This is a genomic window from Pseudomonas sp. RIT-PI-q, from assembly GCF_001297125.1.
Taxonomy (GTDB): domain Bacteria; phylum Pseudomonadota; class Gammaproteobacteria; order Pseudomonadales; family Pseudomonadaceae; genus Aquipseudomonas.
This window is the reverse complement of the sequence record NZ_LHPC01000028.1, coordinates 170,547-185,136: the sequence shown is the minus strand read 5'-3', so window position 1 is coordinate 185,136 and position 14,590 is coordinate 170,547. Positions and strand designations below refer to the sequence as shown.

The following is a 14,590-nucleotide window of genomic DNA, read 5'->3' as shown; positions in this document are numbered from 1 at the left end:
CCACCACGACCGCCCATGAGGCGGTTTTTTATTGCCTGGAGAAACGCATGGGCGCAGCACAGAACCTCGACGTCTTCGGCTCCAAGAGCGGATCGGACAAGCCAAAGACCCCGACCGAAGCGCCCGACAGCCTGCGCTCGGTGGCCGTGGCCAAGATCCTGATTGCGATGGGCGAGGGCGAATTTGCCGGCAATCCAACCGCGCAGGACATCTACCTCGACAACACCCCGCTGCACGACCCTCAGGGCAACATGAACTTCCCGAACGTGAAGTGGGAGTACCGCAACGGCTCGGTCGAGCAGGGGTACATCCAGGGTATTCCATCTGTAGAAAACGAAACCACGCTGGGCATTGAGTTGCGCAGTGGCACGCCATGGGTTCGAGCTATCAGCAACACTGATCTGTCAGCTGTGCGTCTTCGCTTCGCGTGGCCAGCCATTCAGTCGGTTGATTCCAGCGGTAACGTCAATGGCTACCGGATCGAGTACAAGGTCGAGCTGGCCACGGACGGTGGAGCGTATCAACAGGTGCTGAGCGAAGCCGTGGACGGCAAGACCACCAGCACTTACGAGCGCACCCGTCGTATTGATCTGCCGGCAGCGACTAGTGGCTGGTTGATTCGCGTGACTCGGATCACGCCCAACCAGAACAACAACAAAATAGCCGATATCATGCAGATTGCCGGCTTCACCGAGGTAATCGACGCGAAGCTGCGCTACCCGAACACCGCGCTGCTCTACATCGAGTTTTCGGCCGAGCAGTTCCGCAGCATTCCCGCCGTGACGGTCGACTGTCGCGCACGCAAGTGGCAGGTGCCGAGCAACTACAACCCGGAAAGCCGTTCCTACAACGGGATTTGGGATGGCACCTTCAAGCTGGCCTGGACAGATAACCCGGCCTGGGTCCCTTATGGCATCACCGTCGACGACCGCTTCGGCCTCGGTCGACGGATCAAGCCGTGGCAGGTCGATAAGTGGGAGCTTTACCGGATCGCCCAATATTGCGATCAGCTGGTGCCAGATGGGAAGGGTGCCCAGGAGCCACGCTTCCTCTGCAATCTCAACCTGCAGAGCCAAGCTGACGCCTGGTCGTTGTTGCGCGATATCTCGACCATCTACCGCGGCATGACCTACTGGGCCCAGGGCCAAGTCTTTACGTTGTCCGACATGCCTCGCGCCACTGACTTCGACTTCGCCTATACCCGGGCGAATGTGATCGACGGGAAATTCACCTACTCAAGCGCATCGGAGCGGACCCGGTACAGTCGCGCCCTGATCAGCTACGACAACCCAGCAAACAACTACGATACCGACGTCACCGCAGTGACTGATGCCAAGCTGCAGCGGCGCTACGGCGACAACCCGCTGGAGATCAGCGCAATCGGTTGTACACGCGAGTCCGAGGCGCAGCGCCGCGGCAAGTGGGCGCTGCTCACCAACTCTAAGGATCGCGGGATCACTTTCCGTGTTGGCTTGGATGGTCGCATCCCACTGCCTGGCTACGTGATTCCGGTGGCCGACGAATTGCTTGCAGGCCGCGCAATCGGCGGTCGCATCTCGGCGGTGGCCGGCCGCGCCATTACCTTGGACCGTGACACTCAGGTCAAGACCGGCGACCGGCTGATCCTGAACTTGCCTAACGGAAAGTGCGAGGGCCGCACGGTTCAATCCGTGGCTGGTCGGGTGGTGACTGTCATCGCTGCCTACTCAGTCGCGCCTGCGCCTGAACTCGTTTGGGCGCTGGATGCCGACGACTTGGCCGTTCCTCTGTATCGAGTGACCAGCGTGTCGCGACCAGAGTCTGGAGTTTTTGAAATTTCGGCCGTCCAGTACGACCCGAGCAAGTTCGCTTTCATCGACACCGGCGCACGTCTGGAAGAACGACCGATCAGCGTCATTCCGATCACTGTTGTTCCGGCACCGGCCAGTGTCACTGTTACATCCACCTCTGTGGTTTCGCAGGGCATCGCCGTCGCCACAATGACCATCACTTGGCCGGCAGTGCCGGGCGCAGTTGGGTATCACGTGGAGTGGCGCAAGGACAACGGCAACTGGATCAAGCTGCCGCGTACGGGCGCTACTGGTGTTGATGTCGGCGGTATCTATGCGGGCGCTTATTTGGCTCGTGTCCGCGCGGTGAGTTCTTTCGACATCTCGTCGATCTGGCGCAGTTCGATTCTGACCAATCTCAAGGGGAAGGAAGGGCTGCCCCCGGCGGTGTCGTTCCTGACGGCTACACCACTGCTCTTTGGCATTGGCCTCAATTGGGGCTTTCCCGCCGGCGCCGAGGACACTCAGCGGACGGAGATCTGGTACGGGCCATCGACCAGCCTCGAAGCTGCGACCAAGCTGGCCGACCTTGCGTACCCACAAAGCGACTACTCGATGCAGAGCTTGCAGGCAGGGGCGCAGTTCTTCTTTTGGGCGCGCTTGATCGACCGGACCGGCAACGTAGGTCCGTGGTATCCGACAGGCATGGGGGTCATGGGGCAGGCCAGCGCAGACGCGGGGCCGATCCTTGATCAGATCGCTGGCAAGATTGGTGAGACTGAACTTGGCCAAGATCTTTTGGACCGTATCGAACTCATCGACGGACCGCCAACCCTGCCGGGCTCGGTGAACAACCGCCTGAAGGAGTTGAACGACCAAGTCGACGAAGTCACCGATCAGCTTCAGGAGCAGATCGACGCCATCGGCGACATCGTCGATGCACTTGAGTACGACGGCACCAAGACTTACGCCGCCGGCGAGAGCGTCCGCCAAGGGCAGCGGCTGTACCAGGCATCTCAAGCGGTGCCGATCAACACGCCACCGCCGAACGCGACTTACTGGCTGGACGTGGGCCAGATCGTGAAGGACTCGAACGGTCTGGCTGCACGCGTCACCACCACTGAAACCAAGATCACCAGCATCGAGGGAGTGAACACGGCCCAGGGGACGGCCATTACTGGGCTACAAGCCTCGCTCACCGGCAAGGCTGACGCCTCGGTATTGAACAGCCTGACCATCCGAGTCACCTCGGCGGAAGGGACAATCAGCAGCCAGGGCACGGCGATCACCGGGCTCAACAACAGTCTGACCACCACCAACACCAATGTGACCGCTGCGCAAAACGCGGCGAACGCAGCGAACACCTTGGCGGGCGGTAAGGGCAAAGTGATCGTACAAGCCGCTGCGCCGGCGGTGGCCGATCAACTGGCGCAAAACCTGTGGATCGACATCACTGGCAGCGCGAACACGCCCAAACGATGGACCGGTGCTGCGTGGGCGGCCGTGACCGATAAGGTGGCGACCGATGCGGCGGCAGCTGCAGCCAGCGCGTTGTCTCAGGTGGCCACCAAAGCCGAGGCGGCCACGGTTTCAGCGCTCAGCAATACCGTGACGCAGCAAGGTGACACCATCACGGCGCAGGGGCAGGCACTGACCAGCGTTCAAGCGAGTATCGGCGGACTGGGGGCGGCGGGCACCAACCTGTTGGTGGACAAGTACAGTTGGCTGACGTCGACGACGTTGCCTGCCACGGTCAGCGGGACCAGCCTTGGGCGGTTGGGGGTGGCAGTTGCCGAGGCCTCATCAGGTTTCGGTATCAAGCTGACCACGGCCAGCACATCCACCAGCCAGTTCGTGATGCTTTCGCCGACGAACAACGTGGCCGGCTGGAACGTCGATATGGAGCCCGGCGCCTATCTGGTCTCGATGTACGTCCAGGCTTCGGCCACGGGCGCGATGCGTGTTTCGATGTACAACGGCAGTCATCGCTATTCCGCGAATGCAACCTTCAACACCGTGCGGCAACGCCTAGTGTTTGTTTGCACGGCAACCGCATTTGCGCGGGCGGCGATCACAATCTATCCGAACATGTCTGCCTTGGCGGCCGGGACGGATATCACGATCGACAGCATCATGATTGAGAAAATGGCGGGCGCGAACACCAGCACGACGCCTTCGCCATTTGTCGCTGGCAACTCGGCTGCATCTGTTTCTGGACAGGCTGCTGCCACTTCGGCGCTGGATGCCCGGGTGACTCAGACCGAAACAGGCCTGACCACTCAGGCAGGGCAGATCACGTCGCTCAATACAGGCTTGGCAGGTAAGGCGGACAACAGCGCGCTGCAATCGCTGGCGTCGACGGTCACACAGCAAGGCACGACGCTGACCAGCCAAGGGGCGGCTCTTACCAGCATCACCGCAAGAATAGGGACTGCCGAAACCGGTATTGCCGGCCAAGCCACGGCCATTGGCTCACTGGACACCCGCGTCACCAGTACCGAAACCCAGATCACTGCCCAGGCTACCAAGCTGGACGGCATCTATGTCCAGGTCAATCCGGCGCTCGCCGGCGACGATGCGGGCTATGCAGGATCCAGCACCACCTTCGTCGGTGTCTGGTCCGAGCAATCGGCCAGGATCGAGGACGGGGTTGCCGTTGGCAGGCGTGTCGATAACATCCAGGTTACGGTCGATCAGAACGCAGCAACTGTGCAGCAAGTCAGTCAGGCGCAGGTTGCGGCTGATGGCAAGGCCTCGGCCATGTGGTCGGTGAAGTTACAGGTCAACTCACAGGGTCAGTATGTCGCCGCGGGTATCGGCCTGGGTATCGAGAACGGGCCGGCGGGCCTGCAAAGCACCTTCCTGGTGAGTGCCGACACGTTTGCCGTGGTCAACGGAATCAACGGGACATTGTCTTCACCGTTTGCCGTAACCGGTGGCCAGGTGTTCATCCGATCGGCGTTTATTCAGGACGGGTCAATCACGATGCTCAAGATTGGCGACGCATTGCAGTCTGACAACTACGTCGCTGGCACCACCGGCTGGCGCCTGACGAAGGCGGGGGTGTTCGAAATCAACGGCAACGTTCCGGGGGCGGGTCGCATGACCATGACCAATAGCGCGCTGAAGGTTTTTGACGCCAGTGGTGTCAAACGTGTGCAACTGGGAGATCTAAGCGCATGAGTTATGGGATGCGGGTATGGGGCGCTCCAGCTGGATGAGAACTCCTTCACCATGCGCGTGGTGCTGTCGACCCTGGTTACCTTTGCCACTGCCGCAAAAACCAACCAGGACTTTTCCGTGCCCGGCTGCGATGCGTCGAACTCGGTGGCCATCGTCATTCCGACCGGACCCTACAACGAATCAACATCCTTCCAGTTTGAAACCGAAATGCTCTCGGCGGTGGCGCGTGTCTACAACTACACGCGCACTTTCGCGGCCAGCCTATCCACCAGCGGGACCATGCGTTTAATGGTCATAAGGTTTGCCTGATGAGTTACGGACTGAGCTTCATCAACAACAGCAATCAGGTGGTGATCGATTCTGAGTTTGCCCGGCTCAACGTTATTTGCAGTGGTCGATATGCCCCCACTCAGGAGTCCGGGCTGGGCTCAACGACATTTTTCCCCAGGGTGATTACCAGCGTAGAGCCGCCGTTGGTGTTCTGTCGCCCCGACACTGGCGGGATTGGCGGGCTGACCGCAATGCAGGTAATGGGCTCCGCTGGCAACTGGACCGGGTTCTACGTTCGGGCCTATGACGTGAACACCAATCAGCCGAATGGCCGCTTCTTCGCCGCCACCTTTGGTGCGCAGCCGGTGGCGCAGTTCGGACTTCGGTTATGGGATGGAGCGGCAAAGCTCTTGTTTGATTCGGGTACACCCTCTGCGTTGTTCACTCGCGCGTTCCAGAACTGGACATATGTTCGCTCTGAAACCACCGCCACAGGCAGCACAAGAAGTTTTTACACCGTTTCGTTCAACTTTCCGGAAAACGAATACCTGCTGATCAACACCTTCGGCATGAACATGCTGACGGGAGCTGCGGCGGGACGCCTTGTGAAAACGTTGTGGGATTTCAATGCCGGCGTGCTTTACGCTGTGACTGATGGATTCAGCAATCCATTTGCGTTCTTTATGCCGGCGGTGTTTGCCAAGATGAATGCGTAGACCAAATTTTAAAGTCGACCCGCCAAGTGCGGGTTTTTTATTGACCAAATTCAGGTAAGCCGTATGGCAAAGCAGACAATTGCGCTGGGGGCCGCTCCCACAGGTGTCGGTGGAGATACACCGCGTAGTGCGTTCACAAAGACGCAGGCGAACATGAATGAGCTGTACGCCTTCTTGGGGGGGGACACACTCGGCCAGTCTACGGCGAGAGCAGCCCTGGGCCTTGGCACGGCTGCAACCCTGAACGCAGGTCATGCCGCAGGCCAGGCTATGACATCTGGAGGGAGAGATTCACCAGTCGCTTCGACCATCAATACTTGGGGAAACTCATTTCAGATGTGGACTACTCAAGCCACAGTGGGTGCGCCCGAAGCAGCATCTTTCGGGACGATCCTCAATACGGCATACGACACCTCTGGCGCATATGGTGCGCAGATCCTGATGGCGGTTACCGGTCGCATCTGGTTTCGAGCGGGCAACTATGCCACTGCCCTCATGCGCGAAATTTACCACACAGGAAACACCACGCGCGGCTCCGGCGGAGTCCTGTCGGCGGCATCACCCATTGTCAGAGTAGCGAATGTGTTGGCCAGCCAGCGTCTCGATCTTCAAGAGCAGACATTCGAGCCCGCCGGCGAGTGGGGCGTGGCCAACAGCGAAGCATACGGTGTGGTTGTAGAGCGCCTCGGCGTTGGTGAATACCGCATCACGGGTAGCCTCGGCCTGGCCCTTGAAGGTTGGCGAACCCAGGACCCTTGTTCGCCTGACGGAGGACGAACGCTGGGTATCACCGAATCCGAACAGGCCGCTGACGGTACGATCATAGTCAAGTTGTTCAAGCAGCGCTGGACGCTATCGGACGATGGCGAAATGATCTCGGGCCGGGGTGCAGCGCTGGACGTGCCCCTCAACAGTTGGATCGATGTTCGGTTAGAGATGCCGAAGCCCCCCGAGCTGCCCATGCCGATGGAAACAACAACCGAAGAATAGGAGCCCGCCATTGAGCGGGCTTCTTTTTGCCAAAAATCTGAAACCGGAGATTCACCATGCCTTTCATCGTCATCAATTCCAGCAATGCTTTCGACCCCATCAACCTGTTGGAGTTTGCCACTGCCGCAGAGGCCGATGCCCAGGCGCGCGAGATCGTGACTGCGCAACCCCTAGCCGTTGTCCGCACCGCGCAACTCATCAATACCTACAGCGCCAAAGTGACCGTTACGGCGAAGTCTGTCCCCGAGATCGTTGCTGATACAGCCAGCTGATAGCTGAGCATTTAACGAGGCCCGCCATGAGCGGGATTTTTTTGCCTGGAGAAAAGTCATGACCACAACTGATGAAGACCGCGACATCCTCGCCCGCACCTTGTGGGGTGAGGCCCGCGGCGAAAGCTTGGCCGGCCAGATTGCCGTGGCCTGGACCATCCGCAACCGGGTGAACGACGGCAAGGCCAAGTCGTGGTGGGGGGAGGGCTATCCCGGCGTATGCAAGAAGCCGTACCAGTTCAGCTGCTGGAACAGGAATGACCCGAACTACGCCTTCCTAAGCGGCGCAAAGCCGATTCCGTTTAGCGAGTTTGGTCAAGCGCTGATCGCTGCCGACCAAGTGTTGGCGGGCAGGGTTGCTGACCCGACCGGCGGGGCAACCCATTACTACGCGACGACCATGCCCAAACCACCCGTTTGGGTTCAGGGCGCCAAGCAGACGCTTGCTCTCGGGCGCCACATTTTCTTCAGGGATGTGCCGTAAGCCACGTAGCACTGAAGTTTACGTTTTACCCAGTCGCGCTGAAGGCGCTGGCCTGAACCATCCAAACCAATCGAGGCAACAAAATATGCAACTGATTAGTAATTGGAAAGACGCTTTGAAGATGTCCAGCGTTCAGACTGGCGGTGCGATTGCAGCATTGGGTATTGCTGAGCAACTGATGCCCCAGCTCCAGGCAGTACTTCCTCCTGTGGCCTATGGCGTGCTGGGCCTCCTGGTGATGATTGCTCGCGTGATCGCCCAGAAGAAGCTGAGCACCTAAGACAGCACTGGCGCATGCCCGGCAAAAATTATAGGAGTCAATGCCACCGGTGATCATGGATTGATAGCGTTGGTTGCGTATCAGACTTTTTGTGCGGACTGCAAAATTTGGGATTTGTGCTTGCAACGTCATACGGCGTCGCGCTTCGGGTCTGGCGTGCCAAACCGTGCTATTCGCCACCTATCTGCCCATTGACGCATCAGGGGGATGGTCAATATTTCCTTGATGTCTTATCATGCTTACGCGTCATTTTTGACGCATTATTAGCTTAAGCTTGAGGCAAAAATGATCTATTCCTTCGGGGCAAGTAACTATTTCTCGTTCAAAGAGGGTATGGAAATATCCTTCGAGCTTTCCGCAAAGACTCCAAGAAATGTATCTCATGGTAAAAAAGTTTCAACTGTTCTTGGTGTGAAAGGAGCGAATGCCTCTGGAAAAACAAACGTACTCAAGGCGATAGAGTTCATAGCAGATTTTATGACATCTTCTTTTGAGCTTAAAGAAGGTGATGGCTTAGGATTTAGAAATTATTTTGACAATGACAGGGTTAGCGAGTTCTACGTTGATTTTGAAGTTGACTCTGTTAGATACTCCTACGAGCTGACAGCTAAGCCTAATCTGGTCGTTCGTGAAGCAATATATAAAAAACTACAGAGAAAAACCCTTTTGGTCGAGAGGAAGGCAAATCGGATTGTAAAAAGAATTGCTGACTTCTCAGCTCTTGATATGGTCGAGCTGAAATCTAATGCTTCGCTGGTTTCGACAATCTTAATGTACAAGCTTAAAGGTGTTACTACCGAGTTTGCTAAGATTGCAAAGTTTTTTTCAAGCTTTTCCGGCAATGTGACCAATGTTGGAGTCGTGCCAGACGAGCATCTGTTTGATAGGGATAGTGTTTCAAAGTTTTATCATGATAATGAAGAGGCCTTTGAGTTTACAAAAAAAATTATTATAGATAGTGATTTGGGTATTTTAGATATCGTAATTCAGCGCCGCGAAAGCCCGTCTGGCGAAGAAGTTTATTTTCCTATCTTTGCGCATCAGGTGGGCGATAGTTCGGAAAGCTTTTTCCTCACTTCCCGTGATGAGTCTAGTGGAACTATGGCGCTTTACAGAAGGCTCGGAATTTACTTTTGTATTTTAAAAAGTGGCGGGGTGTTGGTTATGGATGAATTCGACCAAAACTGTCACCCTATGTTGCTTCCTCAGCTGATTGATTTGTTCCAAGATCCGTCTAAGAATGAAAAAGGCGCGCAGTTCATATTTACTGCACATAATTCGGAAATCATCGATTGCTTGGGTAAATATAGGACAATCTTAGTTGCCAAGGATCGAGGGGAAAGCTTCTGCTACCGACTCGACCAAATTCCCGGCGATCTCGTGAGGAATGACCGCTCTATTGCGGCGTTATATCGGGAAGGAAAAATTGGTGGGATACCTAAACTATGAGTGGGTCTAGGAAGTTTGCCAATAAATCAACAAGTGCTTTTCTTGCGTCTCTTCCTGTTACAAGTGTAGAAAGTTCTAAGTTGGTTAAAAGGACAAAGTTTAACTTTTCATTTCTCGACTTGGAGCAGCCGAAAGATATTCATGCTGACCTTACTCAGGTTTTTTTTAGTGATCTCTTCGAGAAGCTTAAGCATTTTAGCGCGGAACCACTGGCTCATTGGAATGCGGCGCCAGCCGGAAAGGGAGATGGGAATTATCTAGAAGTATATGGTAATTTTCCCAAGCGATCCGATTTTATCCATCCGCCTTTTGTACCGCATGATGCTGTTTGGGGAAGGTTTCGCTTGGATAGAACTGTCCGTCTGGCAGGGTTTACTATCCCCAGTGCACTTAATCATAAATTTTGTGAGAATGATCGATATCGCCACTGCACGAATACCTTTTATGTTGTATTTATAGATCTACACCACGGATTCTATAAAACGAAGTAGTAATTCACGCCGTATCGATCCACTCTGCGCCTCGGCTGGCGGGGTATAGATCAGTCATGCTGGCCGAACGGTGCCCAAGAAGTTTCTGGGCATCATGGCTTTCGACACCGTAAATTGAACGGCAGCCATAGATCCAAAGCTAGTGATATCGACGGAGCACAAAGACTCATTCTGCTCACCGCAGGCACCTACTACCGAATAAGCCGAGCTTAAGACTGGTTTATATGAGTGGTAATCAGTGGTTGAAGCGGTGTTTCCGTTAAGTTGTCCATTTCTTCTTTTGGGAAATACCCTTTCATGGTCATCACTAGAATGCTTCCGTTTTTAACGATATCTGCGTTGTCACATTCTTTATCTTTTGACAAGATCGCCCACTGTGCATGGGGATCTTTTTTATGTTTTGAGGATAAAAGTATCTCTTTAGTAACGCAGTCTTGTACCGCCAGCGCATACAAGTAATTGGTTGATCTGTCAATTGTGAGGCGGGATTGAACTACCTTTATGCCCATCTTCATCTGGATTGTAAGAATCTCAAAAAATGAGTTTTTGCTTTTAACTATCAGAGTTTCTTCAAAGTTAAGATTAAAATCCTGTCGAAAATATCGAGTACATTCTGTGCCGCTATTTATCAATAAGCGTCGTTGTGTAAATTGGTTTGTACCTTCTTTCGCAGCAAAGTCGATAATGTTTTCTAAAGATTTGTATTTTTTTTTGTGTGCGGAGATCACCACAGTTGAAGATTCGAGGCTGTCGTCGCCGAGATATAGTGAGAGCTCGGGGGGGGCAGGGGAATGTCACTATTTGGATCTTTAATTTGAACAACTCGTGAGATGACGGGCGCTATCTCGATAATTGTTGGCTGGATGAACTGCAAGTACAAGTCAACTATTTTTCCAGGTAACCCCCACTCATCGTCAGTTAACTCTCGCACAACATGAATGGTAATTCCCATGGATCTAGCGTAAATTTCTGCGCCTTCTTGGTAGCCAACTGTTGTGAAAAATACACCCTTTGCTGCACTTAAGTCAGAAATGCTCATTGCTAGCACGTCTATGTTCGCACGCTCAACTTTTCTTTTCCAATATTTACATTCTATAAGTGTAAGGTAGCTATAAGGCGGACAATGATGTTTTAACAAGACATCAATTTGTCGAGTGGCACCACTTTTTCCAGTTAGCGTTACATTGTGCTCAACTTCGACTGAGCCGCTTTCATGCATACTTTTGACAAGCTGCTCAAACCCACCCCAGTCCTTAACTATGTCCTTGAGTTCCATATTGCCTTCTAAATTCACGCTGCGGTCTGCGTCAGCAGACATTATTTGACACACCGCGTCAACATACGTAAGTCGCAATCACAACGGCACCACAGAATGGCCGATTTTGAACAATTCGGTTACTCGGGCGTCATCAGGACCGCGAGCGTAAGCTTGATGAACTCTTCGTTCTTGCCGATGGTGTCCAGGGCGCCGCGTACATTGTCGGCGACGTCGGCCGCTCCGCGCTGCTCGACCCAAAGCGTCAACTCCATGATGGCAGCCTCCAGGGCGAGTTGGTTCTCATTGATCTTGTAAAGCAGGGAAGGGAGTAGGTCAGAATTTGGCATAGCGAATCCTCCATGGAAGGGGACAGCGTAGCATCTGGAAAACGTAATGCTGGAGGAGTGGTGTTTGTTTGGCAGGACGCCGGGAGAAGGGGCAACACTGTAGGAATATACAACGCTAAGTTATTGATTCTTATAGGGTGATATGGCGGTTTTAGCGGGGTTAAAAATTGCCTTATTTCCCTTTTACATCAATAGGTTACAATCGGCTACCGGTCACCTTGACATGGTGGTTCCTGATTTTTCCGCCCTTTACGACAGTTCTTTATCATTCGACATGATAGAGAACCCTTGCTACCGAATTTGCCGATTTGTAGCTTCCTTCTGACGGGTGGAGGCTGTATGCGAGTCCGTTTGTTGGGAAGCTGGCGATAGTTTCTACTACCTGTGACTCCGCAGGAATAGTTGGAGAGGAGGCTCCTGGATTGGAAAGGAATGCTCGAAATGAGATGCGATAGCCATCACTTGATCGTGGCAAAGAAAACTTTTCCCGTGACATGCCAGCTCCAAATTCTGCCCATACAGCGGTCGAGGGATAGGAAAAGTGCAGTCCGTTGACCTCAACGACAATCCGTCCAACTCTAAACTCATTTGATTCGACACTTTCAATAGTTAGCCAACGTTGTGGTTCTACCGTTGCACGACCAATGTACCCTGCCGCCGCGAGCCCTCCTACCGCAGTAATTACAGCAACCAGGATTGACTGGAATGCTGTGATTTTCGCGATTTTGACTGGAACAGGTACAGGCTTCATATATGACCTCGCAAACGCATAGGTTGTGAATGCCGCACCTATTGACAATAGCTCGTATTGAGTTGAACAGGCTGAAGGTCGTGAACCCAGCGCAAAGGAATAGTCATGCGATACGCAGGATTTGCGCGCAAAACTTCCTTTGGAGGCCGCGTGTTTCCGTTTGCAAAAGCACAAAAAAGCGGGTTTTTTGCCATGCTGAAAATGGTCTATATTCTTTTTAAAACAATAGGTTAGGTTGCTTCAGTCCCCAGTATGGGGTGCTAGGGGTCGAGTGTTCGAATCACTCCGTCCCGACCATATAATTCAAGGGGTCGCGAGATTTTATCTCGCGGCCCCTTTTTTATTTTTGGTTGTTTTTACCCCCACCAATCGGCTGGCTCTGAGTGGAATCCTCACTGCATTCGTGTGAGTTGATGCCAGCTTTGGCGCTCTAGCACGGTGTTTAGGACCGACGTTATCTTCCTTTCCTGGGTTTTTTTTCAGTGACTAAGGCTGTTGTCTTTTATTGAGAACCTTAGCCAACGGGTTCAAGAAGTAACTCACTCATCAAACTGAACACCGTGGTCTTCACTGCACTGTTTAGATCAACCCAGGCAAGACCGGTGGTTGCTCGGTAGTTCCCCAGTTCCAAGGGTTTGGAAATGACATTGGCGGGCAGCGCCCGCCCGGCATGGGCGGGTAGTAACCCGACGCCGAGTCCGGCGGAAACCAGCGCGAGCATCGTGGTGAATTCACCCAGTTCCGAGGCGATTTCCAGCTGTGCGCCGTGGCCGCTCAGGGTTTGCATCAGCCCATCGTAAAAGCCTGGTGCGTAACGCCTGGCCAAGATGAAAACGGGCACTTGAGCGAGCGCTGTCGGGTGCAACGTGTCGCACGAAGCCAGCGGATGATCGCTCGGGAAGGCAACAATGAACGTCTCCTGCAACACTTCTCGGGTCTGAATGCCAGGAATGACGGCTGGCAAGCGCATCAACCCGAAATCGAGTCGGCCGTTTTTCAGTGCCGCGGCCTGATCCGGGCCCGGCATATCCTTGAGCTCCAGTTCAATGCGCGGGAACCGCTTATGCAGCGAGCGGATCAGGTTGGGTAGCCACTCGGGCAGTACCGAGGATACGAAGCCCAAACGCACACGACCTATTTCCCCTCGCCCTGAAGCCCTGGCCACATCTGCCGCATGGGCCGATTGATGCAAGGTCGCGCGAGCCTCAGGCAAGAAGATTGCCCCCACCTCCGTCAGTGCTACCGAGTGCCGATTGCGCTCGAACAGGCGCACCCCAAGCTCTTCCTCCAGCATCTTGATCTGCATGCTCAGCGCCGGTTGAACGATAGACAGTCGATGGGCTGCGCGACCGAAGTGAAGCTCCTCTGCCAAGGTCACAAATGACCGCAAGTGTTTGATTTCCATGTGAGTGCTCCGGGGCTTGGGGGACGCTGGTGAGGTGATCATGGAATTTGATCACCAGATCAGCAATGACGATTGGACGGCATTGAAGGGCTAGGGTGAAGTGGCAGCAAGACCCGTAAAAAAAAACGGCCGTTTTGTGGAGAACAGCATGTCATTCAATACCAGTAGCTTCCAGTTGAACGGGCGCAGAGCCCTGATCACCGGTTCGGGCAAGGGCATCGGACTCGAATTGGCCCGGGGTTTGGGAGCCGCCGGCGCCACTGTGGTGATCAACGATCGCAATAGGGAAAAAGCCCGACTCATTGCGAGTCAGTTGCGTGATGAGGGTGTCAGCGCAGAGATCGCGGTGTTCGACGTCACGGATCGCGCCCAGCTATTCGAAGCGATAAACAGCTTTGAGGCGCATACCGGGGCCATCGATATCCTGGTTAACAATGCCGGCATTCAGCGGCGTGCACCGCTGGAAGACTATGACGCTAACGATTGGCACGATCTGATGCGGGTCAATGTGGACGGTGTGTTCCATGTGTCCCAGGCAGTCGCCCGGCACATGATCACTCGTCGTCGCGGCAAGATCATCAACATCTGTTCAGTGCAGAGCGAACTGGCCCGCCCGACGATCGCTCCCTACGCCGCGTCCAAAGGCGCGGTGAAAATGCTCACCAAGGGCATGTGCGCCGAATGGGCATGCCACGGTATTCAGGCCAATGGCTTGGCCCCTGGCTACTTTGCGACGGAGATGAATCGGGCGCTGGTGGATAATCAGGAGTTTTCCCAATGGCTGTGCAAACGCACGCCGGCGGGTCGTTGGGGGCGCGTCGAGGAGTTGTGCGGTGCTGCAGTATTTCTGGCATCCGCTGCCTCCGACTTCATCAACGGCCAAACGATCTTTGTAGACGGAGGATTGACCAGCGTCGTTTGAATT

Annotated in this window: 14 protein-coding genes; 9 read left to right on the top strand and 5 right to left on the bottom strand. The window is 54.4% G+C overall.

Features of this window, described 5'->3' with window-relative positions; translation table 11 throughout:
• The first annotated feature begins 47 nt into the window (after positions 1-47).
• The 8 genes from AEQ67_RS36710 to AEQ67_RS13255 all read left to right on the top strand — a co-directional run bounded on the left by AEQ67_RS36710 (position 48) and on the right by AEQ67_RS13255 (position 9,413).
• Positions 48-4,952 (top strand): phage tail tip fiber protein, encoded by a 4,905-nt coding sequence (locus tag AEQ67_RS36710; protein ID WP_082377839.1) that lies wholly within the window; start codon positions 48-50, stop codon positions 4,950-4,952.
• Positions 4,953-5,003: 51 nt separating this feature from the next.
• Positions 5,004-5,261: a hypothetical protein gene (locus AEQ67_RS13285; RefSeq protein WP_236710323.1), complete on the top strand. Its 258-nt coding sequence runs from the start codon at positions 5,004-5,006 to the stop codon at positions 5,259-5,261.
• Positions 5,261-5,938: a hypothetical protein gene (locus tag AEQ67_RS13280; RefSeq protein WP_059404310.1), complete on the top strand. Its 678-nt coding sequence runs from the start codon at positions 5,261-5,263 to the stop codon at positions 5,936-5,938. The genes AEQ67_RS13285 and AEQ67_RS13280 overlap by 1 nt, the downstream gene beginning before the upstream one ends.
• 336 nt (positions 5,939-6,274) lie before the next feature.
• Positions 6,275-6,928, top strand: coding sequence for a phage tail fiber protein (locus tag AEQ67_RS13275; RefSeq protein ID WP_152974839.1), 654 nt, complete (start codon positions 6,275-6,277; stop codon positions 6,926-6,928).
• A 56-nt stretch (positions 6,929-6,984) separates the two neighbouring features.
• Positions 6,985-7,200, top strand: coding sequence for a hypothetical protein (locus AEQ67_RS13270; RefSeq protein ID WP_059404308.1), 216 nt, complete (start codon positions 6,985-6,987; stop codon positions 7,198-7,200).
• Between the two features lie 58 nt (positions 7,201-7,258).
• Entirely contained in the window at positions 7,259-7,684 is a 426-nt protein-coding gene (locus AEQ67_RS13265) for a cell wall hydrolase (RefSeq protein WP_059404307.1), read from the top strand.
• 85 nt (positions 7,685-7,769) lie between these two features.
• Positions 7,770-7,964, top strand: coding sequence for a DUF7940 domain-containing protein (locus AEQ67_RS13260; RefSeq protein WP_059404306.1), 195 nt, complete (start codon positions 7,770-7,772; stop codon positions 7,962-7,964).
• Between the two features lie 285 nt (positions 7,965-8,249).
• Positions 8,250-9,413 (top strand): AAA family ATPase, encoded by a 1,164-nt coding sequence (locus AEQ67_RS13255; RefSeq protein WP_063854442.1) that lies wholly within the window; start codon positions 8,250-8,252, stop codon positions 9,411-9,413.
• 700 nt (positions 9,414-10,113) lie between these two features.
• Here the strand turns inward: AEQ67_RS13255 and AEQ67_RS13245 are convergent.
• The 5 genes from AEQ67_RS13245 to AEQ67_RS13230 all read right to left on the bottom strand — a co-directional run bounded on the left by AEQ67_RS13245 (position 10,114) and on the right by AEQ67_RS13230 (position 13,665).
• A complete protein-coding gene (locus AEQ67_RS13245; protein ID WP_059404304.1) occupies positions 10,114-10,635 on the bottom strand; it encodes a hypothetical protein in 522 nt (173 codons plus the stop codon).
• A complete protein-coding gene (locus AEQ67_RS13240; RefSeq protein WP_082377838.1) occupies positions 10,629-11,222 on the bottom strand; it encodes a restriction endonuclease in 594 nt (197 codons plus the stop codon). Before AEQ67_RS13240 ends, AEQ67_RS13245 begins: the two co-directional genes overlap by 7 nt.
• A 77-nt stretch (positions 11,223-11,299) precedes the next feature.
• The gene (locus tag AEQ67_RS13235) at positions 11,300-11,509 is read right to left on the bottom strand and encodes a hypothetical protein (RefSeq protein ID WP_059404302.1); all 210 of its coding nucleotides are present in this window, start codon (positions 11,507-11,509) and stop codon (positions 11,300-11,302) included.
• Positions 11,510-11,774: 265 nt separating this feature from the next.
• Entirely contained in the window at positions 11,775-12,260 is a 486-nt protein-coding gene (locus tag AEQ67_RS35015; protein ID WP_152974838.1) for a hypothetical protein, read from the bottom strand.
• 514 nt (positions 12,261-12,774) lie between these two features.
• The gene (locus AEQ67_RS13230; protein WP_059404301.1) at positions 12,775-13,665 is read right to left on the bottom strand and encodes a LysR family transcriptional regulator; all 891 of its coding nucleotides are present in this window, start codon (positions 13,663-13,665) and stop codon (positions 12,775-12,777) included.
• A gap of 148 nt (positions 13,666-13,813) precedes the next feature.
• On the opposite strand from AEQ67_RS13230, the gene AEQ67_RS13225 reads away from it, so the two are divergent.
• Positions 13,814-14,587 carry an SDR family NAD(P)-dependent oxidoreductase gene (locus AEQ67_RS13225; protein ID WP_059404300.1) on the top strand — a complete coding sequence of 258 codons (774 nt, stop codon included), beginning with the start codon at positions 13,814-13,816 and terminating at the stop codon, positions 14,585-14,587.
• Positions 14,588-14,590 lie beyond the last annotated feature (3 nt).